The sequence below is a fragment of the Achromobacter maghribensis genome, assembly GCF_057334215.1.
Map to the genome: position 1 here is coordinate 148,750 of NZ_JBHFII010000054.1, position 22,772 is coordinate 171,521.

The 22,772-nt window shown below is 66.0% G+C and carries 22 protein-coding genes and 1 tRNA gene; 14 read left to right on the top strand and 9 right to left on the bottom strand.

All coding sequences use genetic code 11. The features are described 5' to 3' along the window. Nucleotides 1-10: 10 nt before the first annotated feature. The gene (locus tag ACE039_RS23630; protein ID WP_485823475.1) at nucleotides 11-904 is read right to left on the bottom strand and encodes a LysR family transcriptional regulator; all 894 of its coding nucleotides are present in this window, start codon (nucleotides 902-904) and stop codon (nucleotides 11-13) included. A 141-nt stretch (nucleotides 905-1,045) separates the two neighbouring features. Between ACE039_RS23630 and ACE039_RS23635 the strand changes: the two genes are divergently transcribed. The 4 genes from ACE039_RS23635 to ACE039_RS23650 all read left to right on the top strand — a co-directional run bounded on the left by ACE039_RS23635 (nucleotide 1,046) and on the right by ACE039_RS23650 (nucleotide 4,546). Beyond that, nucleotides 1,046-1,984 carry a dihydrodipicolinate synthase family protein gene (locus tag ACE039_RS23635; RefSeq protein ID WP_448712215.1) on the top strand — a complete coding sequence of 313 codons (939 nt, stop codon included), beginning with the start codon at nucleotides 1,046-1,048 and terminating at the stop codon, nucleotides 1,982-1,984. Between the two features lie 98 nt (nucleotides 1,985-2,082). Continuing rightward, nucleotides 2,083-3,063 (top strand): Bug family tripartite tricarboxylate transporter substrate binding protein, encoded by a 981-nt coding sequence (locus tag ACE039_RS23640; RefSeq protein WP_448712213.1) that lies wholly within the window; start codon nucleotides 2,083-2,085, stop codon nucleotides 3,061-3,063. Then, nucleotides 3,053-3,757 (top strand): SDR family NAD(P)-dependent oxidoreductase, encoded by a 705-nt coding sequence (locus ACE039_RS23645; RefSeq protein ID WP_448712211.1) that lies wholly within the window; start codon nucleotides 3,053-3,055, stop codon nucleotides 3,755-3,757. Before ACE039_RS23640 ends, ACE039_RS23645 begins: the two co-directional genes overlap by 11 nt. A gap of 210 nt (nucleotides 3,758-3,967) precedes the next feature. Next, a complete protein-coding gene (locus ACE039_RS23650) occupies nucleotides 3,968-4,546 on the top strand; it encodes a DJ-1/PfpI family protein (RefSeq protein ID WP_105559055.1) in 579 nt (192 codons plus the stop codon). Nucleotides 4,547-4,644: 98 nt separating this feature from the next. Here ACE039_RS23650 and adhP read toward each other — a convergent pair whose 3' ends face one another. Beyond that, the gene (gene adhP, locus ACE039_RS23655; protein WP_310030831.1) at nucleotides 4,645-5,670 is read right to left on the bottom strand and encodes an alcohol dehydrogenase AdhP; all 1,026 of its coding nucleotides are present in this window, start codon (nucleotides 5,668-5,670) and stop codon (nucleotides 4,645-4,647) included. Nucleotides 5,671-5,931: 261 nt separating this feature from the next. Between adhP and ACE039_RS23660 the strand changes: the two genes are divergently transcribed. Continuing rightward, nucleotides 5,932-6,321 carry a ribbon-helix-helix domain-containing protein gene (locus tag ACE039_RS23660; protein ID WP_448712205.1) on the top strand — a complete coding sequence of 130 codons (390 nt, stop codon included), beginning with the start codon at nucleotides 5,932-5,934 and terminating at the stop codon, nucleotides 6,319-6,321. A gap of 99 nt (nucleotides 6,322-6,420) precedes the next feature. On the opposite strand, the gene pbpG is transcribed toward ACE039_RS23660, so the two are convergent. Then, a complete protein-coding gene (gene pbpG, locus ACE039_RS23665) occupies nucleotides 6,421-7,632 on the bottom strand; it encodes a D-alanyl-D-alanine endopeptidase (protein WP_485823476.1) in 1,212 nt (403 codons plus the stop codon). A 310-nt stretch (nucleotides 7,633-7,942) separates the two neighbouring features. Next, nucleotides 7,943-8,017 (bottom strand) — tRNA-Arg (locus ACE039_RS23670). Between the two features lie 295 nt (nucleotides 8,018-8,312). On the opposite strand from ACE039_RS23670, the gene ACE039_RS23675 reads away from it, so the two are divergent. From ACE039_RS23675 to ACE039_RS23705, 7 genes are all read left to right on the top strand, one after another. Next, a complete protein-coding gene (locus tag ACE039_RS23675) occupies nucleotides 8,313-9,083 on the top strand; it encodes an enoyl-CoA hydratase/isomerase family protein (RefSeq protein WP_485823477.1) in 771 nt (256 codons plus the stop codon). Further along, nucleotides 9,080-10,711 carry an AMP-binding protein gene (locus ACE039_RS23680; protein WP_485823478.1) on the top strand — a complete coding sequence of 544 codons (1,632 nt, stop codon included), beginning with the start codon at nucleotides 9,080-9,082 and terminating at the stop codon, nucleotides 10,709-10,711. Before ACE039_RS23675 ends, ACE039_RS23680 begins: the two co-directional genes overlap by 4 nt. Further along, entirely contained in the window at nucleotides 10,708-11,664 is a 957-nt protein-coding gene (locus ACE039_RS23685; protein WP_485823479.1) for a hydroxymethylglutaryl-CoA lyase, read from the top strand. The genes ACE039_RS23680 and ACE039_RS23685 overlap by 4 nt, the downstream gene beginning before the upstream one ends. A gap of 88 nt (nucleotides 11,665-11,752) precedes the next feature. Beyond that, nucleotides 11,753-12,289: a MarR family winged helix-turn-helix transcriptional regulator gene (locus ACE039_RS23690; RefSeq protein WP_332007531.1), complete on the top strand. Its 537-nt coding sequence runs from the start codon at nucleotides 11,753-11,755 to the stop codon at nucleotides 12,287-12,289. A gap of 89 nt (nucleotides 12,290-12,378) precedes the next feature. Further along, nucleotides 12,379-13,113, top strand: a complete 735-nt coding sequence (locus ACE039_RS23695; RefSeq protein WP_105559048.1) for an enoyl-CoA hydratase/isomerase family protein — start codon at nucleotides 12,379-12,381, stop codon at nucleotides 13,111-13,113. Beyond that, complete coding sequence (locus tag ACE039_RS23700) at nucleotides 13,110-14,306, top strand: CaiB/BaiF CoA transferase family protein (protein ID WP_448712198.1); 1,197 nt, start codon at nucleotides 13,110-13,112, stop codon at nucleotides 14,304-14,306. Before ACE039_RS23695 ends, ACE039_RS23700 begins: the two co-directional genes overlap by 4 nt. Nucleotides 14,307-14,353: 47 nt before the next feature. After that, the gene (locus ACE039_RS23705) at nucleotides 14,354-15,340 is read left to right on the top strand and encodes a tripartite tricarboxylate transporter substrate binding protein (RefSeq protein WP_485823480.1); all 987 of its coding nucleotides are present in this window, start codon (nucleotides 14,354-14,356) and stop codon (nucleotides 15,338-15,340) included. A 55-nt stretch (nucleotides 15,341-15,395) separates the two neighbouring features. Here the strand turns inward: ACE039_RS23705 and ACE039_RS23710 are convergent, their stop codons facing one another. The 5 genes from ACE039_RS23710 to ACE039_RS23730 all read right to left on the bottom strand — a co-directional run bounded on the left by ACE039_RS23710 (nucleotide 15,396) and on the right by ACE039_RS23730 (nucleotide 21,064). Continuing rightward, nucleotides 15,396-16,349 (bottom strand): NAD(P)H-dependent flavin oxidoreductase, encoded by a 954-nt coding sequence (locus tag ACE039_RS23710; protein WP_310030818.1) that lies wholly within the window; start codon nucleotides 16,347-16,349, stop codon nucleotides 15,396-15,398. 107 nt (nucleotides 16,350-16,456) lie between these two features. Next, a complete protein-coding gene (locus ACE039_RS23715) occupies nucleotides 16,457-17,098 on the bottom strand; it encodes a response regulator (protein WP_448712195.1) in 642 nt (213 codons plus the stop codon). 6 nt (nucleotides 17,099-17,104) lie between these two features. Beyond that, entirely contained in the window at nucleotides 17,105-19,060 is a 1,956-nt protein-coding gene (acs, locus tag ACE039_RS23720; protein WP_485823481.1) for an acetate--CoA ligase, read from the bottom strand. A gap of 19 nt (nucleotides 19,061-19,079) precedes the next feature. Beyond that, on the bottom strand, nucleotides 19,080-20,756 hold the full coding sequence (gene actP / locus ACE039_RS23725; protein WP_448712192.1) for a cation/acetate symporter ActP: 1,677 nt from the start codon (nucleotides 20,754-20,756) through the stop codon (nucleotides 19,080-19,082). After that, entirely contained in the window at nucleotides 20,753-21,064 is a 312-nt protein-coding gene (locus ACE039_RS23730) for a DUF485 domain-containing protein (protein ID WP_485823482.1), read from the bottom strand. The genes actP and ACE039_RS23730 overlap by 4 nt, the downstream gene beginning before the upstream one ends. Nucleotides 21,065-21,294: 230 nt before the next feature. Between ACE039_RS23730 and ACE039_RS23735 the strand changes: the two genes are divergently transcribed. Continuing rightward, on the top strand, nucleotides 21,295-22,506 hold the full coding sequence (locus ACE039_RS23735; RefSeq protein WP_310030816.1) for an MFS transporter: 1,212 nt from the start codon (nucleotides 21,295-21,297) through the stop codon (nucleotides 22,504-22,506). Between the two features lie 52 nt (nucleotides 22,507-22,558). Continuing rightward, nucleotides 22,559-22,717 (top strand): hypothetical protein, encoded by a 159-nt coding sequence (locus ACE039_RS23740; protein WP_199196901.1) that lies wholly within the window; start codon nucleotides 22,559-22,561, stop codon nucleotides 22,715-22,717. Nucleotides 22,718-22,772 lie beyond the last annotated feature (55 nt).

The following is a 22,772-nucleotide window of genomic DNA, read 5'->3' on the forward strand; positions in this document are numbered from 1 at the left end:
GGCGTGCGGCTCAGGCGCTGACCAGCGCCCACAACGTTTCGGCAACCGGCGCCATGTCGCTCGGTTGCCTGAACAGGCAGATCTCAAGCGGGATGTCCCATTCCGGTCCACCGGCGCGAACCAGCTTGCCGTCTTGCAAGTCTTCATGCACCAGCATGTCCGGAAGCCAAGCGATGCCGCGGCCCTGGATCGCCATGGACCGCAGCAGCGTGGCGTGCGGTCCGACAAAGCCGGTCTGGATGCGATCGGCGTGCATCGGCTTGTATCGCAATTGGCTGGCCACGATGCGGCCCAGCCCGGACGTCGACCCATAGGCCAGGAACGGCACGGCGTCGTCGCCATCCAGGCGATGCGCCGGTTCGCCCCGGGCGTCCAAGGCCGGCGCGCTGACGGGCACCAGCACGTCGGCGCCCAGGCACACCTTGGGATAGGCGAATTCATCCAGTCGGCTGGCGACCTGAGGATGACGGTGGCACAGCAGGAACTGCACGCGACGCTGCGCCATCAAGTCTTCGCAAGCCTGGAAATTGTCGGACATCATCTGGATGGCGCCGACTTCCATGCTGGTTTCCAGCTGCGTCAGCCATTTCGGAAAGAACGACAACGCCAGCAGATGCGTCGCGGCAAAGCGCAGGCTGGCGCCATGCTGCGCGTGGGCGGCCATGGCCTTGATGCGCGCGGCTTCCAGGTCGGCCATCACCTGCTTGAGCAGCGGCAGGAATTTCTGGCCCGCCGCGGTCAGCTCAGTGGGGTGGGTGCTGCGGTCGAACAGGTCGGCGCCCACCCATTCCTCCAGCGCGCGGATGTGCCGGCTGAATGCCGGCTGCGCGATGGCGCGCGCTTCCGCCGCGCGCGAAAAGCTGCCTGTCTCGGCCAGGGCGCAAAAGTCCTCCAGCCAATTCATGTCCAAAGGTCGATTTCCGGGTCCCATGAGGTGTGTGCGCCGCAGCAAAAATAATTCTATGCAATTCGAGTATTGGACGGCCGCAAGGGGCTACCGCGATCATAAAGCCATTCCCCCACGCACAAGACACGGAGACGCAGCATGCCTTCCATCTCGAATTACCGGGGCATCATCCCGGCAATTTCCTGCCCCTTCACCGCCGACCACCGCATCGACGAGCCGGCGCTTCGCCGCGTGGCGTCGTGGCTGGCCGGCCATGATGGCGTGGTTGCCGTCATGACCAATGGCCACACCGGCGAGGTGTTTTCCCTGACTCCGTCCGAACGCACGCAGGTCACCCGTATCGTGGCCGACGAGCTGCGCGGCAAGCTGCCGGTGATTTCGTCGATTGTGTGCGAAGGCATCGCCGAGGCCACGGAACATGCCCGCGCCGCGCGCGAAGCGGGCGCCGCCGCGCTGGACGTCATGCCGCCCCATCATTGGCTGCGCTTTGGTTTCACGCCGGGGCATGCGCTGGATTATTTCGACGCCATTCACCGCGCCGCGCCCGACCTGGATCTGGTGTGCCACGTGTATCCCGCGTGGACGCGCGCCTCGTATTCGTCGCAACTGCTGGCTGACCTGGCCCGCCTGCCTTACGTGCAGGCGTTCAAGGTGGGCCAGCGCGACATGAACAAGTATGCCCGCGACATCCAGGCGCTGCGCGACGCCGATGCGTCCAAGGCCATCCTGACCTGCCACGACGAATACCTGCTGGCCTCGATGGTGCAGGGCGTGGACGGCGCGCTGGTCGGCTTCGCCACCTTCATCCCGCAACTCATCATTGACCTGTGGGAGGCCGTCAAGGCGGGCGACCTGAAACGCGCCCAGCAGGTGCAGGCGCTGATCACGCCGCTGAAAGACGCGGTCTACGGCGGCGGCGAGCCCACCGGCGAAGCGCATGCCCGCATGAAGGCCGGCATGTACCTGGCCGGGGTGCTGGACAACGCCACCGTGCGGCCGCCCACCGAGGCGCCCGGAGATGCGGACATGGACGCACTGCGCGCGGCGCTGTCGAACGCGAAGTTGCTGGCGCGCTAGCACCGATTGCGCGCGTGGCGGCACGCAAGCAGGCGGATGGCCCCGCGCCATACCGCCGCACGATGCCGCAACGGATAATCAATAAGAGGAGACAAGTCATGCAAAAAAGAACCATGTTGCGCGGCCTGGTTGCGCTGTGCGTTGGTCTTGCCGGCGGCGGGGTGCAGGGTCTGGCCCAGGCCCAGGACAGCTATCCGTCGCACCAGGTCCGGTTTGTGATTCCCTTTCCGCCGGGCGGCACGCTGGACATGCTGGGCCGCGATCTGGCCCAGAAGCTCAGCGAACAGACGGGGCAAACGTTCATCGTGGAAAACCGCTCGGGCGGCAACGGCATCATCGGCGCCGACGTGGTGGCCAAGTCGCCGGCCGATGGCTACACCCTGCTGTTCAACGCGTCGACCTTCACCACCGCGCCGATGACGATGAAGTCGGTGCCTTACGACGTCGACAAGAACTTTGTGCCGGTGGCCATGGCGGGCAAGGCGCCGTTGTCCTTGTCCGTGAAAAAAGACCTGCCCGTGACGGACCTGGCCGGCCTGCTGACGTATGCCAAGCAGAACCCTGGCAGCCTGACTTTTGCCGTGGGTTCGATCGGGTCGGCCGGCCATCTGGCCACGGAACTGCTCAAGCGCCAAGGCGGTCTGGATTACACGGTGATCCCGTATCGCGGCACATCGCCCGCGCTGCAAGACCTGGTGGGCGGGCGTATCGACGGCTTCATCGACCCGGTGCTGGGCGCGGTGTCGTACTACAAAAGCGGCATGCTGAAGATACTGGCCGTGACGTCCGAAGCGCGCTTGCCCAACTTGCCTGACGTGCCCACGGTCAGCGAAATCTTGCCGGGGTATCAGTTCTATAGCTGGTACGGGCTGTGGGCGCCGGCCGGCACGCCCCCGGCCGTTGTCGAGAAGTTGAACGCCGAGGTCAACAAGGCCTTGTCCTCGGGCATGACGGCCAAGTACGAACAGCTGGGGGTGACGTTGACGCCGGGCTCCGCCGGTGCGTTCGCGCAATTCCAGAAAGACGACATGGCGCGCTCGCGGAAGATCGTGCAAGAGGGGCGCATCCATGTCGAATGAGCACAGCGCTGGCCTGGCCGTGGTCACCGGCGCCACGGGCGGCATCGGCCTTGCCATCGTGCAGCATCTGCTGAAGGCGGGGTGGCAGGTGGCGGGCCTGGATATCGGGGCAGCCGTGGCGCGGCACGATGCCTATCGCCACATCACGGTTGATCTGTGCGACGAAGCGGCCACGCGGCGCGCGCTGGACACGCTGAAGGATGCGCGCGCGCTGGTTCATGCCGCGGGCATATTGCGGGTCGGACCCTTGGCGCGGATGGCCCCGGCAGATGGCGAGCGCATGTGGAAGCTGCACGTGGATGTTGCCGTTCGCCTGGCGCAGATCCTGGCGCCCGAGATGGCCGCGCGCGGCGACGGCCGCGTGGTGCTGATCGGCAGCCGCGTGGCGCAGGGCATGCCGGGTCGCAGCCAGTACGCCGCGTCCAAGGCCGCGCTGGTGGCATTGGCGCGCAGCTGGGCCGCCGAGCTGGCGCCCCAGGGCGTGACGGTGAACGTGGTGTCGCCGGCGGCCACGCAGACGGCCATGCTGGATGATCCGGCGCGCGCGGCCAGCGCGCCGCGCATGCCGCCGATCGGCCGGCTGATCCAGCCCGGGGAAATCGCGGCGCTGGTGCAATTCCTGATGTCGCGCGAGGCGGCAGCGATCACCGGGCAGGACATCGCGATCTGTGGCGGCGCATCATTGCCGCACTGAATGCGATGGCGGGGGCGCGCATGCCTGCACGGCCTGCCGGGCGCGGCAACATTTGTCGCACTCGCCCCGTTTCCCGCCTGTTCCCCGCGTGGTATCCCATTACCACCATCCGTCTCCCGGGCCCGGGCACAATGGCCGCTAGAACATCAAGAACCGGGGCCCACGACGCTGGGCGCGCAACCGGCCGCCCCTCATCCCAAGGAGATACTCATGAGCAAAAGACTGTTGATGCTGGTCGGCGATTACGCCGAAGACTACGAAACCATGGTGCCGTTCCAGACGCTGCTTGCCGTGGGGCACACGGTGCACGCGGTCTGCCCGGATAAGAAGGCCGGCGACACCATCGCCACCGCCATCCACGATTTCGAGGGCGCACAGACCTATAGCGAAAAACGCGGTCACAATTTTTCGTTGAATTTCGACTTCGACCGCGTGGAGCCTTCGTCTTACGACGGCTTGGTGATCCCGGGCGGCCGCGCGCCGGAATACCTGCGCTTGAATGAAAAAGTGCTGGATATCGTGCGGTATTTCGATCAGGCCGGCAAGCCGATCGCCGCCGTGTGCCATGGCGCGCAGTTGCTGGCTGCCGCCGGTATCCTGAAGGGCCGCACGTGCTCGGCGTATCCGGCCTGCGCGCCGGAAGTGCGCCTGGCCGGCGGCACCTACGCCGAGATCGGCATCGACCAGGCCTACACCGACGGCAATCTGGTGACGGCGCCGGCATGGCCCGCGCATCCCGCATGGCTGTCGCAATTCCTGGCAGTGCTGGGCACGAAGATCACGCCCTGATGGCGATGGCGGTTTCAGGGGTATGAATGACGCAAGGGCCTGGGGCGGTTGCCGCCCCAGGCCCTTGTGGTTGTGGTGCCGTGGCGCCTGTTGGCGGGTCAGGCGAAATCAAGCACGATGCGGCCTTCGATCTGGCCTTGCTTCATGCGGTCGAACACGCTGTTGATGTTCTCCAGGCTTTCCGTGGCGACGGTGGCGTGCACCTTGCCTTCTTCGGCGAACTGCAGGGACTCTTGCAAGTCCAGCCGCGACCCGACGATGGAGCCTCGCACGGTGATGCCGTTCAGCACCATGTCGAAGATCGACAGCGGAAAATCGCCGGGCGGAAGCCCGTTCAATGCGACGGTTCCGCCGCGGCGCACCATGCCCAGCGCCTGCTCGAACGCCTTGGGCGACACGGCCGTGATCAGCGCGCCATGGGCGCCGCCGATTTCGCGTTTCAGGTAAGCGGCGGGATCGGTGGTCCTGGCGTTGACGGTAACTTCCGCGCCCAAGCGGCGGGCAAAGTCCAGTTTGGCATCGTCGATGTCGACCGCGGCCACGTTCAGGCCCATTGCCTTGGCATACTGCACCGCCATGTGGCCCAATCCGCCGATGCCCGAAATCACCACCCAGTTGCCCGGGCGCGTGTCGGTCATCTTCAGGCCCTTGTAGACCGTGACGCCCGCGCACAGCACGGGGGCGATGTCGACGAAGCCGACGCTCTTGGGCAGGAGCCCGACGTAATCAGCGGCCGCCAGTGCGTATTCCGCAAAGCCGCCGTTCACGGAGTAGCCCGCGTTCTGCTGTTGTTCGCACAGGGTTTCCCAGCCGCCCAGGCAATGCTCGCAATGGCCGCAGGCGGAATACAGCCACGGAATGCCGACGCGGTCGCCTTCCTTCACGTGGGTGACGCCCGCGCCAACCGCCACGACGTAACCGACGCCTTCGTGGCCAGGTATGAACGGAGGGTTGGGCTTGACGGGCCAGTCGCCTTCCACGGCATGTAGATCGGTGTGGCAGACGCCGCACGCCTCGATCTTCACCAGCAGTTCGCCAGCACCGGGGCGGGGCACCGCGACTTCTTCGATTACCAGCGGCTTGCCGAATGCCCGTGCAACTGCGGCCTTCATGGTCTTGTTCATCGCATCCTCCGAAGTCTGTTCAGATTCACCATGCTCGAACGTGCGCGCATTCGGCACCATGATTTATATCAACCTGGGCGGAGTGCGGCAGCGGCGGGAAACGTGTGGTTGCAGAATGGCCAGCCCCAAAAGGGCCGGATCGGAGCGGCGTAGCGTGCGACGGGGCCATCCGGTGCCTTGCGGGCGGCGCGCCAAACGTCGTACAGTGGGCCTGGCGTGCCTGCCCAGGCGGACGCCTTGCCCCTTGGCACCGGAGCTCCCATGTGTGAAATCTTCATCCGCGCGAGCGAACAGTCCTACGCGCCTGAAACCCGTTCGTTGCGCTTGCATGGCGTGGCGACCAGCTTGCGGCTCGAGCAATTGTTCTGGCAAGTGCTGGAAGAGATCGCCGGCCGCGACGGCATGCGCGTCACGCAACTGATCGAACGCCTGTACGACGAGCTGGTCGAATATCGTGGCGAGGCCGCCAACTTCACGTCGTTCTTGCGAGTGTGCTGCCTGCGCTACCAACTGCTGCAGGCCGAAGGCAGGATTCCGCGGGATGCCGCGGTGCCGATCCGTTCATTGAATCCGCAAGCCGTGCTGGAAGGGCTGCCCGCGTCGCTCTACGACGTGAAGCCGTTGCGCGCGAAGCGGCCGGTCGCGGCCTAGCGCTTAGGGGGCACCCACCGAGGGTCTGGCGCACGGCAATAAAAAAAAGCCCGATCAGGTTCACCGATCGGGCTTTTTCATTGGCGGGGCGTCGGCTATTCAACCGCCCGGCTGGATCGACGCCAGCGCCACTTCGTTTTGCACGATGCGGCGGATGCGCACGGCATCGCCGATGCGCGACAGCTTGCCTTGCGAGTCCAGCAGCACGATGGCCAGATCGCGGCCATTGATGCGGGCCAGCATGACCAGGCATTCGCCGGCTTCATTGATGTAGCCCGTCTTGGATACCTTGATGTCCCAGTCAGGCTTGCGCACCAGCAGGTTGGTGTTGCGGAAGGTCTGCGTGCGGTTGTTGATCTCGACTTCGTACTCGGTATCGGTCGAGTAGCGGTGGATCAGCGGGCGTTGCGAAGCCGCGCGCAGCAGTCGCGCCAGATCATGCGGCGACGACACGTTGTTGCTGGACAGGCCCGTGGGCTCGATGAAGTGCGTGCTGCTCATGCCCAGCGACAGCGCCTTGGCGTTCATGGCGGCCACGAACGCCGGCAGGCCGCCCGGATAGTGACGGCCCAGCGCGTTGGCGGCACGGTTTTCGGACGACATCAAGGCCAGATGCAGCATGTCGCCGCGCGACAGCTTGGTGCCTACGCGCAGGCGCGACGTGGTGTGCTTGAGGCCGTCGACATCTTCGTCGGTGATCTCAAGCATTTCGTCCATCGGCAGGTTCGCGTCGACCACCACGACCGCGGTCATCAGCTTCGAGATGGACGCGATGGGGCGCACGACATTTTCGTTCTTGGCGAACAGGACGGTCGACGTTTCCAGGTCTTGCACATAGGCGGTGCTGGACCGCAGCGCGGCGGCTTCGGCGCGCACGGACACGGCGGGCGGCGGCATGGCGGCGGAGGCCGCCGCAACCGCGGCGCGTTGCCCGCGCGACGATTTCGGCGTGCCATTCTTGCCGGCCGCACCCTTTTTGGGCGGCGTGCCCTTGGCCGCCACCTGCCTGCCGCTTTTGGGCGGTGCTTTCTTCGCGGTGGACGAGGATTTAGGCGTGGCCTTCTTGGCTGCCGGCGCGGCTTTCTTGGCGGCCGGAGCGGCTTGCTTGCCTGCCGCGGTCTTGCCCGAGCCGGATTTCGCGGCAGGGGTCTTCTTTGCTTGTTGCGCCTTGCAGGCCGCCGACTTGGCGTTCGTCTTGCAAGGGTCGGAATTTTTCGCGGCCAGCGCGGCCGGCGGGAGCAGGAGCGCGCACATCGCCAGCGCCGCTGGCGCTACCGCGTTCGCAATTGCACGTTTCCAGGTAAATGCCATGGTTTGAGCAGGCTTGTCAGTCTGTGAAGAAGTGTTTCTTAAGCCGGCGTGTCGTCGGGTCAGAAAAAATCCAGAGGAATTAGGGGCTTACGCGTCGAATTTAAACAGCACATCAAGTTGTGCGCAAGGCGATTCGCTATCATCGCCGAAAAAAATATGGGTGACATATTGACGTCGCGTCAATTCGTCACAAGACGCGACATGAGACGCTAACGGCGCAACGCGCGTGAGCGTAGCCCGGATTAACCCTCATCCGGCTGAACGTGCGGTGTTTCGGGGAAGGTGCGGCGTCGGAATCGAGGCCGGGGGATGGCCTCGCCGGGTGGAATCGAACCACCAATTGACCCTTAGGAGGGGCCGGTTATATCCATTTAACTACGGCGAGACGGTCAAAACCTGGGTGTCGAAGCGGTCGCGCAGGGGCGAATTTCTTCTCTAGTGCCTTGATATTGCAGGAAAACACCCGGGCGGAGTGTATCACTATTCAAGGCAAATCCTGGCGGCTGACAGGGCGCAAGTCTAGCAGAGGCGCCCGGGGCTTGGGCCCAAAGCGGTGAATGTGCCGCGTCGTCGCTCAGGGGCGGCGCTTCCGGCTACCGCCTTGCTTCGGAAAAATAGTGGATTAAATCAACTATATGCCGTAAAGTTGATTTCAAGACCCAGAACCTTCAGGAGCAGGCATGACCCCGACTTTTCACACGATCTTGCTGGACGTGCAGGACCGTGTCGCCACGGTGACGCTAAACCGACCCGACAGCCGCAATGCGCTGAACGCCCAGATGTGCGCCGAACTGGTGCAGGTGATGGGATTGCTGGCCCTGGATGCCGGGGTGCACGTGGTGCTGATCCGGGCAGCCGGCGTGGCATTCTGCGCCGGCGCGGACCTGAAAGAGCGCAAGACCATGAGCACCTCGGAGATGACCGCAAGACGGGTGCAGGGTTTTGCCGCTTACGGCGCCATCGAACGCATGCCGCAGCCGGTGATCGCCGTGGTGCAGGGGCCGGCATTCGGGTCGGGCTGCGAAATCGCGGCGGCGTGCGACTTCGTGCTGGCCTCGTCCGACGCCATCTTCTGCTACCCCGAAGTGGGGTGGGGCACGGTGGGCGCCACGCAACGGCTGCCGCGGATCGCTGGCGCGCGCAAGGCCAAGGAACTGCTGTTCACGGGCCGCCGCTTCGATGCGGCCGAGGCGTGCGAGATCGGTCTGGTGAATCAAGTGCATGCGCCGGAGGCGTTGCCGGCCGAGGCGCTTGAGATGGCGACGAAGATCGCTGCCGCGTCGCCGTTGACGGTCAGGCTGACCAAACGCAGCATCGATCAAGGCCTGGCCACAACACGCGAAGGCGCCATGGCGATCGAGTTGTTGGCCATCGAAGAAAACTTGCGCGGCACGGATTGGCGGCAGGCGATCGCCGGGTTCGGCGCGCCGGATCAAGGGGGCCGCGCATGATCGCCATGCCGATTACGTTGTCCGAGGCCTTGGAGCGAGTGGCGCTTGAACGCCCGCAAGCCCAGGCGTTCGTCGCGCCGGGCGAACGCCATGACTGGCACACCATGCGCGGGCAGGCGCAGCGTATCGCGCGCGCCCTTCATGCCGCCGGCGTGCGGCACGGCGACCACGTCGGCGTGCTGTTGGGTAATAGCGGCGTGTGGGTGCAGATTTTCTACGCCTGCGCGATGCTGGGCGCCGTGACGGTCCCGGTCAATACGCGCTTCAAGGCGGAAGAGCTGGAATTCTGTTTGAAGCAGGCGGACGTCAAGCTGCTGCTGACCGCGGACACGTTCCTGGGCATCGATTTCCTGGCATTGCTGACGCAAGTGGAACCGGCGCTGGATCGTGCAGGCGGCTTGCCTGGTGAACGCTTGCCGTGCCTGCGCCAGGTGGTCGTGCTGGGTGACCGCTGCCCCTTGGGCGCAACGCCTTGGCATGACTTTCTGGCGGCCGGTGAAACGGTGGACCAGGACAGCTTGCAGGCGTGCCTGCAGGCCGTCGTGCCCGATGACGTGCTGCTGATCCAGTACACATCCGGCACCACCTCGTTTCCCAAGGGCGTGATGCTGACGCACGCCAACATGCTGACCAACGCGTGGGCTGCCGCGCAGCGCATCGGCGTGACGGCCGACGACCGTTACTTCAGCATCCGTCCGTACTTCCATGTGGCGGGCACCACCTTGTCGATCCTGGTCAGCCTGGTGACGGGTTGCTGCCTGCTGACGCTGCCCAAGTTTGATGTGGCGGACGCCTTGCGGATGCTGGATGCCGAACGCTGCACGCTTACGTCCGGCAACGACACGATCTTCCTCATGCTGATGGGCCATCCCGATTTCGACCGTGCACGCATCCATTTGCGCGGCGGCTGGGCGGCGGCGGGGCCGCAGGTCATGCAGAAGATCCGCGATGTCATGGGCGTGCCAGGCATGTGCAATGCGTACGGCCAATCCGAAGCCTCTCCCAACATTACGCTTTCGTCCCACGACGATCCTTTTTCGCTGCGTGCGGCGGGCTGGGCATTGCCGCATCCGGGCATGGAGGTGCGGGTGGTGGACCCCGGCACCGGCAAGCCGGTGGCCGTGGGCGAGGCGGGTGAAATCCAGGCGCGCGGCTGGAGCGTCATGAAGGGCTACTACAAGATGCCCGAGGCAACCGCGCGCGCGCTGGGCGCCGACGGCTGGCTCAGCACGGGCGATCTGGGCGAAATGGATGCCGAAGGGCGGCTGCGCATGGTCGGCAGATTGAAAGACATGTTCCGTGTCGGCGGCGAAAACGTCGCGCCCGCCGAGGTGGAGGAAGTGCTGCACGCACACCCTGCGGTGCGCATGGCCCAAGTGGTGGGCGTGCCCGACGCGCGTCTGGGAGAAGTGCCCGCCGCGTTTGTGCTGCTTAAGGACGGGCAGGATTGCTCGGCAGAGGAATTGACGGCCTGGTGCAAGAGCCGCTGCGCCAACTACAAGGTGCCGCGCCATGTGGCCGTGGTTGATAGCTTTGAACACATCGGCATGACGGGCAGTTCGAAGGTGCAGAAGAACAAGCTGCGCGCGCACGCGATCGCGTTGTTCGGTCTGGAGCAGGCGGCATGAGGGCGCGCGACGTTGTGTTGTGCGAGTGCTTCGCCCGGGACGGCCTGCAACACGAGCCCGACTTTATCGGCACCTCGGTCAAGGCGGACCTGATCGACCGCTTTGCGCGATTGGGCTTCGAACGGGTGGAGGCGACGTCGTATTCCAACCCCAAGGTGGTGCCGCAGTTTGCCGATGCCAGTGAACTGCTTGCGGCGCTGCCGCGCCGCGCGGGCGTCTGGTACAAGGCGACCTGCGCCAATGCCCGCGCCGTGCAGCGCGCGCTGGCGGATCAGGATGCCGGTATCGGTGCCAACGAGATCAGCCTGCTGGTGTCGGCCAGCGCCTCGCATTCGCTGCGCAACCTGAAGCGCGAGCGTGCCGCGCAATGGGACAACATCGCGGAAATGGCCGCTTTGGCCAGCGGCCGTCTTCGGATGGTGGGCACGATTTCCGTGGCTTTCGGATGCCCGTTCGAAGGTGTCGTGGATCCGGATTCGGTGATGGACGATGTGGAACGGTTTGCGCGATTGGGGGTGGGCATCGTCACGCTTGGCGACACCACGGGCATGGCGACGCCGGCTGCCGTGCGCGAGCTGTACGGCCGCATGGCGCGCGAATTTCCACAGTTGACGCCGGTTGCGCATTTTCACGACACGCGGGGCACCGGCCTGGTGAACTACGTGTCGGCGCTGGAAACGGGCGTGCGGCATTTCGACTGCGCGTTCGGCGGTGTCGGCGGACATCCGGCCAAGGTCCGTTATGGCGGCGGCCACACGGGTAACGTCGCCACCGAAGACCTGGTCAGCCTGTTCGAATCGATGGGCGTGTGCACGGGGCTGGACCTGAATGCGTTGGACGAGGTCTCGGGCCTGTGTCAGCAAACGCTGGGCCGGCCGCTGCATAGCCGGGTCGCGCTAAGCGGCATGAATCCGTTGATTCCAGGCGTGCGCCAGGCGCCGGCCGCGCCATGACAAGGGGCCGGCGCATTTGTATATCATGCGGCCAGGGGGGCGCCCGGCGCGCCCGTACGCTTTTTCCTTATCTTTGCAGAGTCCAGCCATGGCATCCCTGAACGCACACAAGCCAGCCTCTCCCGCGCGCGACCAGCCGACTGCCCTGAAAGAGCTGTTCTCGTATCGCCTGAATCGCCTGGCCTACGTCTCCAGCCGCATCGCGGCGGGTCTGAACGAAAGCCGTTACGGCGTGGGGCCCCGGGAATGGCGGATCATCGCGTTGCTGGGGGCGGCGCCCGACATGTCGCTGAACGCGGTGGCGCGCGAGGCGAACATCGACAAGAGCCAGGCAAGCCGGACGGTGTCCGAGCTGATTGAACGCGGATTGATACACCGCAGCGCGGACAGCCAGGACGGCCGCGGCGTGAGCCTGGACCTGACGCGGGCGGGGCGTGCGCTGTACGACGAAATGTTCCCTGCCGCCGTGCAGCGCAACGACGCCATGCTTGCCGTGCTGTCGGCGAAGGAGCGCGATGATATGGAACGCATGCTGGACAAGCTCACGGCCCATGCGCTGGAAATGCTGAACGAATTCAAAGCCGAGGTGCCGGCCCGCCGGGGCCGTGGCGTGCAACCCCGATAAACGGATGGCGCCTGCCCGGCGCCTTTTTTTACCCATATTGTTGATTAAATCAATCAAATGCCTGATCACTATTCAAGAGGACTTGCGCCATGCCGGAACTGATCGTCGAGAACCAGGGCGCCGTGCGCCTGCTGCGCCTGAACCGCCCGGAAAAGCACAATGCGCTGAATACGGCGCTGACCACGGCATTGCTGGACGCGCTGTCGCAAGCAGAGCGAGAGGCGACCGTGCGCGCCGTGGTGCTGACCGGCAACGGCAAGTCGTTTTGCGCGGGGGCGGACACCACCGAGTTTTCCGGTTTGACCATGGAGCAGCCCGAGGCGGTCCTTGCCCGCGCCGATCTGACGACCGACCTGCATCTGGTGTTCTCGCGCATGACCAAGCCGGTCGTGGGCGCGGTGCACGGCAATGCGCTGGGCGGCGGCGCGGGGCTGGCGCTGGCATGCGACCTGACCGTCATGGCCGAGGACGTGCGCTTCGGCTATCCCGAATTGCGCCATGGCATCGTGGCCGCCGTCGTGATGGCGAACCTGGTGCGGCAGGTGGGCCGCAAGCACGCGTTCGAGCTGGTGGCGATGGCCGAACCCATCGACGGCGCGCGCGCGCTGGCGCTGGGCATCGCCAATCGCATCGCGCCAGCCGCCGGCGTGCTGGACGCGGCGCTGGCAATGGCCGGGCGCCTGGCGGGCTGGGAGCCTGCCGCCATGGGATTGACCAAGCGCGCCTTCCATCGCGCGGCGGACCTGGGCCTGGCCGAAGCGCTGGGCGTCGGGCGCGACGCCAACGTGATCATGCGCGGCTTTCGCCAGGGGACGCCGCGATGAGGCCGCTGGATGGCGTGACCATCCTGGACCTCTCGCGCGTGCTGGCGTGCCCGTTCGCATCGATGATCCTGGCCGAGCTCGGTGCCACCGTGATCAAGGTGGAGCAACCCGGCGCGGGCGATGAAACCCGGGGATTCGAGCCGCAGGTGCAGGGCGAGGGCGGAACGGAGTCCGCCTATTACCTGGCCTTCAATCGCAGCAAGCAGTCCATCACCGTCAACTTCCGCAAGCCGGCGGGCCAGGCGCTGATCCGCCGGCTGGCCGAGACCAGCGACGTGGTGGTGGAGAATTTCCCGGTGGGGACGCTGGCCAAGTATGGCCTGGACCGCGACAGCATCGCACCCGGCAATCCCGGTTTGATCTATTTCTCGTGCACGGGCTTTGGCATGACCGGACCCTACGCGCCCCGCAAGGGATACGACACCGTGTTTCAAGCCATGGGCGGCATCATGAGCCTGACGGGGGAACGGGGGGGTGGCCCCGTCAAACCGGGCCTGCCCGTGGCGGACCTGACATCGGGGCTGTGGGCGGCGATTGGAATCCTGTCCGCGCTGGTGGGCAGGGCGCGGTCGGGGCAGGGCTGCCACATTGACTTCTCGATGCTGGACGGGCAGGTCGGCCTGTTGTCGTTGGCGGCGGCGCGCTACTTCGCGCTGGGTGAAGTGCCGCAACGGCTGGGCACCGAACATCCGGGGCGCGTGCCCTCGGCCGCGTTCGAGTGCGGCGATGGGCGCTGGGTGCAGATCACGGGCAGCGACCAGCACTGGAAGCCCTTGTGCGATGCGCTGGAATTGCCGCAATGGGCGGACGACCCGGAACTGGCGCGCAATGCCGTGCGGGTTGCGCGGCGCGACGAAGTCATGGCGGGCCTGGCGGCCGCCGCGCGACGGCTGACGCGCGACGAGCTTTGCCGGCGCTGCGATGCCGTGGGCGTGCCCGCCGGCCCGATCCTGGACGTGGAAGAAATCATGCACGACGAACATGTGCTGGCGCGCGGCATGGTGGCCAGCTACGAGCATCCTTCCATCGGCCGCTTTGGCGCCGTGCCGGTGCCATTCAAGTTCAAGGGCTACGAGGACCCGCGCCTGGAGCGTCCGCCGCTGCTGGGCGAGCACACCGATAGCGTGCTGAAGGCGACGCTGGGCCTGTCCGATACGGAAATCCAGGCGTTGCGCGCAGAGGGCGCGATCTAAGCCATTCATCACCCCATCAAAAAAAAGACATGACAGGAGACAAACCCATGATGACCCCTAAGCGTCTGCTTACCCTCAAGCGCCTGCTGTGCGGCCTGGCCACCGGCGCGTTCTGCGCGGCTGCCGCTGCCGCCGGCTCCTATCCATCCCAGCCCATCACGCTGGTCAATCCCTATGCCGCCGGCGGTCCCGCCGACGTGCTGGGCCGCGCGCTGGCGCGCGAACTGGAAAAGCAGCTGGGCAAGCCCGTGATCGTGGAGAACAAGGCGGGTGGCGGGGCCGCGATCGGGGCGAACTTCGTGGCGCGGGCCAAGCCCGACGGCTACACCTTGCTGCTGGGCACGTCGGCCGCGCATGTGGTGACGCCGCTGATGCAGCGCACGCCCTACGACGGCATCAAGGATTTCGCCTTCGTGTCCATCGTGGCCAATCAGCCGAACATGCTGGTGGCGCGCCCTACGCTGAATGCCGCCAGCGTGGCCGATCTGGTGGCGCTGGCGCGCAAGGAACCCGGCAAGATCAATTACGCCTCGGCCGGCCCGGGCAGTTCGCCGCATCTGGGCGCCGAGCTCTTCCGGCAACGGGCGGGCGTGGACATCGTGCACATACCGTATAGCGGCGCGGCACCGGCCATCAACGACCTGGTGGGCGGGCAGGTGGATATCGCCGTACTCAATCTGGCGGCCAGCCTGCCCTTCATTCGCAGCGGAAGGCTGAAAGCGCTGGCCTACGCCAATGGCAAGCGTTCACCGCTATTGCCGGACGTGCCCACGTTGGCCGAGTCGGGCGTGGCGGGCGCCGAGTCCGCGTCGTGGTACAGCCTGGCGGCGCCCAAGGGGACGCCGGCCGACGTGCTGCAACGGCTGAACGAGGCGATGGGCCGCGTGAACGCGGACGCCGAATACGGCAAGCTGATGCAGGCGCAGGGCGTCGATTTGTGGAACATGACGCCCGCCGAAGCCACGGCTTTTGTGGAAAAAGACCAGCTTGCAATGAAGAAGCTGGTGGAATCCGCAGGGCTGATGAAAAAGTAGGCGCCACGCCGGGGGCGTGCGCCATCGAAGCCGCCCTTGGGCGGCTTCCTTGTTTTCAGCCGGCCAGCGCTGCGGCGCGCGCCAGGGCGTCGCGCGTCTCGTCCACCAGTTGCTGCACCAGTTCGCCTGCGGGCTGCAGACGGTCGATCAATCCCGCACTTTGTCCGGCTTCGACCTTGCCGCCTTCGACGTCGCCGTCATGGGCCGCTTGTTTCAGCGAACTGACCGCGAACAGCGCATCCAGCGCGGCGTCGTCGCTGCCGCGTTCGGACGCCAGATACTGGCGGGCGAACGTGTTGCGCAGCATCCGAACCGGCGACCGTCCGCGGCCGACCAGCGTGGTGTCGGCCACGCCGGCGGCCAGCACGGCGGTTTTGTAGTCTGCGTGCACGCCGGCTTCGGGCGTCAGCAAAAAACGGGTGCCCAATTGCGCACCCGCCGCGCCCAGGCACAGCGCGGCGGCGATCCCGGCGCCATCGGCAATGCCACCCGCGGCCACGACCGGCAACGACACGCGGCGCACCGTGGCGCGCACCAGCACCTGCAGACCGATTTCGTCTGGCCCCGGGTGGCCGCCGGCTTCCAGGCCCACGGCGATGACGGCGTCGACCCCCGCGGCCTGTGCTTTCTCGGCATGCAGCGGGCTTGCCACCACTTGCAGCCATTTGATGCCCGCGTCGCGCGCGCGGCCGATGTGCTTTTGAGGCCCGCCCTGTGACGCGATGATCACCGGCACGCCTTCCGCGATGGCAATGTCCATGTGTTCCTGGGCGCGCTTGTTGTACAGCGGGATGTTGACGGCGAACGGCGCGTCGGTGCCGCGGCGCACCTCGCGCACGGCGGCCAGCAGCGCCTCGGGGTACATCGGGCCGGCGGCGATGACGCCCAGTCCGCCCGCGCGGGATACTGCCAGCGCCAGCGCTGCGTTGGACGATGCCCAGCTCATGCCGCCCTGGATGATCGGATAGCGCGTGCCCAGCAATCGGGTCAGCGGAGTTTGCAGAATCATGGCCTACCTGCCGTGGGGAAAAGCCCATTTTCGGCCAAGTAGTTGATAATATCAACTATATTCGGAGGCGAGAATTTCGGGGCAGCCGGTTGCGGTTCCGATATGGCCTAGCGCCAGGCGCCCAATCCCAGGCGTCCCGCAATCACCACCGCCTGCGTCCGGTTGGTCACGCAGAGTTTTCGCATGACGGCGGTCATGTGGGTTTTGACCGTGGCTTCCGCCACGTTCAGCTCATGCGCGATCTGCTTGTTCAGCAGGCCCGCGCCCACCATCTGCAGCACCCGGTACTGTTGCGGCGTCAGTTCGCGCAGGTTGGCCGCCAGCTGCCTGTCTTCGGGGCCGGCAAAACCGGCTGGCCCGTCATCGAAGGGCAGCCAGACGCCGCCGCGCAACACGTGGCGCAAGGCTTGGCCGATGGTGCCGGCGTTGGCCGACTTCGGGATGAAGCCCGTCGCGCCATGATCGATCGCGCGGCGCATCAACTGCGGATCGTCATGCGCCGATACGATGGCGACGGGCAGCCGCGGCCGCAGGCGAAGCACGTGCGTCAAGGTGTCAAAGCCCGTGGCGCCGGGCATGTCCAGGTCCAGCAACAGCAGATCGGCGTGGGGATGGGCCTGGACAAGATCGTAGAGCGCGCTGACCTGTTCGGCGGCGCGGATCACCGCGTCCGGGAACAGGCGGCCGATGAGCCCGCGCAGGGCTTCGATGTAGAGCGGGTGGTCATCGGCGATCAGGATAACGGGCATGGCCGATCATGCCACACGCCGTTCCTGCACCAGCGCCTGTACGACCGTGGGATCGGCCAGCGTGGTGATGTCGCCCAGGTCGTCGACGCTGTTCTCGGCGATCTTGCGCAGGATGCGGCGCATGATCTTGCCCGAACGCGTCTTGGGCAAGGCGGGCGCCCATTGCAGATGGTCCGGCGTCGCGATGGGGCCGATCTGGCGGCGGACGTGGGCCACCAGTTCCTGGCGCAGCGTGTCGGAGGTTTCCAGGCCCGCTTTCAGCGTGACATACACGTAGATGCCCTGACCCTTGATGTCATGGGCGAAGCCGACCGCCGCCGCCTCGGCGACCTTTGGATGCGATACCAGCGCGCTTTCGAGTTCTGCGGTCCCGATGCGGTGTCCGCTGACGTTCAGCACGTCGTCCACGCGGCCGGTGATCCAGTAGTCGCCGTCGGCGTCGCGGCGGCAACTGTCGCCGGTGAAGTACATGCCGGGGTAGTCCTTGAAGCAACCTTCCACATAGCGGCGGTCGTCGCCGTAGACGGCGCGCGCCTGGCCCGGCCAGGAGTCCCGGATGAACAGGTTGCCTTCGCCGGGGCCTTCGATCAGCTCGCCTGTCCGCACATCGACCAGCTCGGGCCGGATGCCGAAGAAGGGCATGCTGGCGGATCCGGGCTTGCAGGCCTTGGCGCCGGGCAAGGGCGCGATCAGGATGCCGCCGGTTTCCGTCTGCCACCAGGTGTCCACGATCGGGCAGCGGCCCGCGCCCACGATGTCGTGATACCAGCGCCAGGCTTCGGGGTTGATGGATTCGCCCACCGTGCCCAGCAGGCGCAGCGATTTCCGCGAGGTGCGCTGGACGGGCGCGGGACCCTCGCGCATCAAGGCGCGGATGGCGGTGGGCGCGGTGTAGAAGATGGTGACCTCGTGTTTGTCGATGACGTCCCAGAAGCGCGAGGCGTCCGGGTAGCTGGGCACGCCTTCAAAGACGACAGTCGTGGCGCCATTGGCCAAGGGGCCATAGACGATGTAGCTGTGGCCCGTGATCCAGCCCACATCCGCCGTGCACCAGAACACGTCGCTGTCGCGGATGTCGAAGATGGCGGCATGCGTGTAGGCGGCATAGACGAGATAGCCGCCGGTCGTGTGCAGCATGCCTTTGGGTTTGCCGGTGCTGCCCGAGGTATAGAGGATGAACAGCGGGTCTTCGGCGTTCATGCGTTCAGGGACGCATTCGTCGGTTTCCCGGTCCATCAGGCGGTCCAGCCAATAGTCGCGTTCGGCCGTCATGTCGACGGGTGCGCCCGTATGCCTGACCACCAGCACCGTGCGTACCCCTTCCATTCCCGGCATGCGCATCGCGGCATCCACGTTGGCTTTCAGCGCAATGGCGCGACCCGCCCGGCGGCCTTCGTCGGCGGTGATGATCGCCCGGGCGCCGCAGTCGCGCACGCGGTCGGCGATGGAGGCCGGCGCGAACCCGCCGAACACCACGTTGTGCACGGCGCCGATGCGCGCGCAGGCCAGCATGGCGACCACGGTGTCCACGATCATCGGCATATAGATGGTGACGCGGTCGCCGCGGCCGATGCCCACGCGGCGCAGCGCATTGCCCATCTTGCAGACCATGGCGTGGAGTTCGCGGTAGCTGATGCGCCGCGAGGGGGTGCCAGGGGCGTCCGGTTCCCAGATCAGGGCGGCCTTGTCGCCATGGGTCTCTAGGTGGCGATCCAGGCAGTTGACGCTGACGTTCAATTCCCCGTCGGCATACCAGCGGATCCGGAAGTCTTCGGCGGCGAAGCTGACGTCCCGGATCTGCGTGGGCTCGCGGTCCCACTGCACGCGTTGCGCGGCGCGCGCCCAGAAGGCGTCGGGATCGCCAAGCGATGCCGCGTACTGTTCTTCATACTGTTCCTGCGTGATCGTCTGCGGGCTGGCAAAGCCTTCGGGCACGGGATAGAGATCGCGGATGGGTTCCATGGAAGCTTCCTCTGAACGGTTAGTGGCCGACGGCAGTGGTGGCGCCGATGCCGGTCTGGCTGCGGACGGTCAAGGCGTCGAAGGCTGCGGCTTCTTGTCGGGCTCGCGGGCTGCGGTCCAGTGTCGAGAACAGCCAGATCGAGAAGAACGCCAGCGGGATGGACAGGATGCCGGGATTGGGAAAGGGCGTGATGGGCGACGAAAAACCGAAGACGTCTACCCACACGGTCTGGCTCAGCACGACCCAGATCGTGGCGCTGGCCAGGCCCAGGAATCCGCCGATGGTCGCGCCGCGCGTGGTGCAGCCGCGCCAAGAGATCGACAGCACCAGCACGGGGAAATTGGCGCTGGCGGCGATGGCGAAGGCCAGCCCCACCATGAACGCCACGTTCTGGTTCTCGAACACGATGCCCAGCAGAATGGCCATGACGCCCAAGGCGATGGTGGACAGGCGTGAAATTCGCATCTGCTGGTGTTCGGTGGCGCGGCCGCGGGCAATGACGTTGGCGTACAGGTCATGCGAAATGGCTGCGGCGCCGGCCAGCGCCAGCCCGGCCACCACCGCCACGATGGTGGCGAAAGTGACGGCCGCCAGGAAGCCCAGCAGCAGATTTCCGCCCACGGCGTTGGCCAGGTGCACCGCGACCATGTTGGTGCCGCCGATCAGGCTTTTCATCATGTCGAAGCTGCCGTCCGGGCCGGCCGCGAAGTACTCGGGGTGGCGCACCAGCAATGCGACCGCGCCAAAACCGATGATGAAGGTAAGCAGATAGAAATAGCCGATGAAGGAGCTGGCGTAGATCACGGACTTGCGCGCCTCTTTGGCGTTCGAGACGGTGAAGAAGCGCATCAGGATGTGCGGCAGTCCGGCGGTGCCGAAGGCCAGCGCGATGCCCAGCGACAGGGCGTTCAGCGGATTGCTGCTGACCTGCGCGCCGGGCGCCATCAGTTCCAGGCCGGACGGATGCACGCGGGCGGCTTCGGCCAGCAGCGCGTCAGGGCTGTAGTCGAAGGCGGCCAGCACCAGGATGGTCATGAGCGTGGCGCCCACGAGCATCAGCACGGCCTTGATGATCTGCACCCAGGTCGTGGCGGTCATGCCGCCGAAGGCCACGTAGATCATCATCAGCGACCCGACGATCAGCACGGCGACGTTGTAGTCCAGGCCGAACAGCAACACGATCAGCTTGCCGGCGCCGACCATCTGCGCGATCAGGTACAGCGCGATGATCAGCAGCGACGCGCTGGCCGCCAGCACCCGCATGGGGGTTTGCGCCAGCCGGAACGAGGTCACGTCCGCGAAGTTGTAGCGGCCCAGGTTGCGCAGCCGTTCGGCGATCAGGAACATGACTACCGGCCAACCGAACAGGAAGCCGATGGCGTAGATCATGCCGTCGAAGCCGCTGACGTAGACCATGCCCGCGATGCCCAGGAAGGACGCGGCGGACAGGTAGTCGCCCGCGATCGCCAGGCCGTTCTGGAAGCCGGACAGCCCGCCGCCCGCCGTGTAGAAGTCCGACGTGGTGCGGGTGCGTTTGGCGGCCCAGTACGTGATGCCCATCGTGCCGGCGATGAAGGTCAGGAACATGACGATGGCGGAGGTGCTGGCTTGCCCGGTGGCGGCCGCCCGGGCCGACCCTGCCAGCGCGCCGCCCAGCACGAGGATCAACGTGGCGATCGCGGTCTTGCGCTTCATGAGACGTCCTTGATGATGGCGGCCAGCAGCGGGTCGAAAACCGTGTTGGAAAGATGGACGTAGGCGGAAATCAGCACCACCGCGCTGCACACGACGAGGATGCCGGTCAGGACGCCGATGCTCATCGTCATGCCGGGCAGCGGGCGGGCGAAGAATGCGGGGTCGAAGGCCAGGGTCAGGATGAAGCCTGCGTAGATGAGGCCGGTGACGGCGAAGAACAGCAGGCTGGTGCGGCTGCGGCGGCGCAGCAATTCCTGATATTTGGGATGCCGCATGATTGCGGCAACCACGCCATGGGGCGAAGTCATAGGGAGCGTCTCCTTGTTGTTATTGGCGAACGGGCCTCCGCCCAATATAGAGACGCATCAACGCGCGGGACACGCGACCTTAGTCGTAGGGGGAAGGCCCGAGTGACGGATGGCTAAAGTGCGATGCGGCAGCAGGGCTATTGCGGTTGCGTGGCGAGGGAGTTGTATATGATGCGAGGGTCGTCCCGAGGAGGGGGCGCAAACCCATACAACAACGAGACACGGGTTTCATGTCTAGTCAAACCGATACGATTTCCACCCGCACCATCATCCTGGGCACCTTGGTGGTGCTGCTTGCCATGGGCGTGCGCGCGACCTTTGGCCTGTTCATGCAGCCGATGGGGCTGGCGCACGGCTGGGGCCGCGAAGTGTTTTCGATGGCCTTCGCTCTGCAGAACCTGGTGTGGGGCGTGGCCTGCATCTTCATGGGCATCCTGGCCGACCGCTACGGGTCCGGACGCACCATCGCGCTAGGCGCCGTGCTGTACATGCTGGGCATGATCGGCACGCGCTTCGCCACCGACGAGACCACGCTTTACCTGACCGCCGGCGTGCTGGTGGGGCTGGGCCAGGCGGGCACCACCTTTCCGGTGATCCTGCCGGTCGTGGCGCGCGCCGTGCCGCCGGCCTACCGCAGCACGGCGATGGGTATTGCCAGCGCCGGGGGTTCGCTGGGCCAGTTCGCCGTGGTGCCCACCGGGCAGGCCTTGATCACCGGCATGGACTGGTCGGGTGCGCTGTGGGTGCTGTCGCTGTTCGTGGCTTGCGCCGCGCCGCTGGCCTATTTTTTGCGCGGCCGTCCGCAAGCGCAGACGGGGCCGCAGCAGTCGCTGGCCTCGGCCGTGCGGCAGGCGGTACGCCACCCCTCGTTCCACTTCCTGTTCTGGAGCTACTTTGTCTGCGGCTTCCACACCGCCTTCATCACGCTGCACCTGCCGGCCTATGTGACCGACGGCGGCCTGACCGCGGGGCAGGGCGCGACCGCAGTGGCGTTGATCGGCCTGTTCAACGTGCTGGGCTCGTTCTATGCGGGCAAGCTGGGTGGCAAATACAGCAAGAAGCGCCTGCTGGCGGTGGTGTACTTCATGCGCGCCTTCGGCATCTTGCTGCTGTTGGCCATGCCCCTGTCCGCGTGGGTCCTTTATGCCTTTGCGGCGTGGATGGGCCTGTTCTGGCTGGGCACGGTGCCGCTCACGCAGGGCCTGATCGGGCAGATCTACGGACTGCGCTATGCCGCCACCTTGTCGGGCATCGTCTTCCTGGGACACCAGTTGGGCAGCTTCATCGGTGTCTGGCTGGGCGGTTACGCCTACGCCAAGACGGGCAACTACGATATGGTCTGGTGGCTGGGCGTGGTGCTGGCCGTGGTGGCGGCGCTGCTCTGCCTGCCCGTGCGTGAACAACCGGTGACGCCGGTGGCGCCGCGCCCCGCGTCGGCATGAGGCCGGCGCGTCTGGCCCGCCCGCCTCGAACCCGCTTTTCGGAGACCCGCCCATGACCTCGGTAGATCCTCCCGCCGTCCGCCGCCATCGGGCCTGGCGCGCCGTGGGTGTGCTGGCGCTGGCGGCGGTGCTGGGTCTGGCGTTCTGGGGCTACACCACGCCCGAGATGCAAATTCACTGGGAAAACCTGGCGGCCCTCTGCGGCTTTTAGGCACTTGCGGCTGCTCGGCTCGCGGTATCCTACGACGGAGTTTCCTCCGTCTTTT

Coding starts and splice junctions, on each gene's coding strand:
- ACE039_RS23630 (WP_485823475.1), bottom strand. CDS start 904: ATGAATTGGCTGGAGGACTTTTGCGCCCTGGCCGAGACAGGCAGCTTT.
- ACE039_RS23635 (WP_448712215.1), top strand. CDS start 1,046: ATGCCTTCCATCTCGAATTACCGGGGCATCATCCCGGCAATTTCCTGC.
- ACE039_RS23640 (WP_448712213.1), top strand. CDS start 2,083: ATGCAAAAAAGAACCATGTTGCGCGGCCTGGTTGCGCTGTGCGTTGGT.
- ACE039_RS23645 (WP_448712211.1), top strand. CDS start 3,053: ATGTCGAATGAGCACAGCGCTGGCCTGGCCGTGGTCACCGGCGCCACG.
- ACE039_RS23650 (WP_105559055.1), top strand. CDS start 3,968: ATGAGCAAAAGACTGTTGATGCTGGTCGGCGATTACGCCGAAGACTAC.
- adhP (WP_310030831.1), bottom strand. CDS start 5,670: ATGAACAAGACCATGAAGGCCGCAGTTGCACGGGCATTCGGCAAGCCG.
- ACE039_RS23660 (WP_448712205.1), top strand. CDS start 5,932: ATGTGTGAAATCTTCATCCGCGCGAGCGAACAGTCCTACGCGCCTGAA.
- pbpG (WP_485823476.1), bottom strand. CDS start 7,632: ATGGCATTTACCTGGAAACGTGCAATTGCGAACGCGGTAGCGCCAGCG.
- ACE039_RS23675 (WP_485823477.1), top strand. CDS start 8,313: ATGACCCCGACTTTTCACACGATCTTGCTGGACGTGCAGGACCGTGTC.
- ACE039_RS23680 (WP_485823478.1), top strand. CDS start 9,080: ATGATCGCCATGCCGATTACGTTGTCCGAGGCCTTGGAGCGAGTGGCG.
- ACE039_RS23685 (WP_485823479.1), top strand. CDS start 10,708: ATGAGGGCGCGCGACGTTGTGTTGTGCGAGTGCTTCGCCCGGGACGGC.
- ACE039_RS23690 (WP_332007531.1), top strand. CDS start 11,753: ATGGCATCCCTGAACGCACACAAGCCAGCCTCTCCCGCGCGCGACCAG.
- ACE039_RS23695 (WP_105559048.1), top strand. CDS start 12,379: ATGCCGGAACTGATCGTCGAGAACCAGGGCGCCGTGCGCCTGCTGCGC.
- ACE039_RS23700 (WP_448712198.1), top strand. CDS start 13,110: ATGAGGCCGCTGGATGGCGTGACCATCCTGGACCTCTCGCGCGTGCTG.
- ACE039_RS23705 (WP_485823480.1), top strand. CDS start 14,354: ATGATGACCCCTAAGCGTCTGCTTACCCTCAAGCGCCTGCTGTGCGGC.
- ACE039_RS23710 (WP_310030818.1), bottom strand. CDS start 16,349: ATGATTCTGCAAACTCCGCTGACCCGATTGCTGGGCACGCGCTATCCG.
- ACE039_RS23715 (WP_448712195.1), bottom strand. CDS start 17,098: ATGCCCGTTATCCTGATCGCCGATGACCACCCGCTCTACATCGAAGCC.
- acs (WP_485823481.1), bottom strand. CDS start 19,060: ATGGAACCCATCCGCGATCTCTATCCCGTGCCCGAAGGCTTTGCCAGC.
- actP (WP_448712192.1), bottom strand. CDS start 20,756: ATGAAGCGCAAGACCGCGATCGCCACGTTGATCCTCGTGCTGGGCGGC.
- ACE039_RS23730 (WP_485823482.1), bottom strand. CDS start 21,064: ATGACTTCGCCCCATGGCGTGGTTGCCGCAATCATGCGGCATCCCAAA.
- ACE039_RS23735 (WP_310030816.1), top strand. CDS start 21,295: ATGTCTAGTCAAACCGATACGATTTCCACCCGCACCATCATCCTGGGC.
- ACE039_RS23740 (WP_199196901.1), top strand. CDS start 22,559: ATGACCTCGGTAGATCCTCCCGCCGTCCGCCGCCATCGGGCCTGGCGC.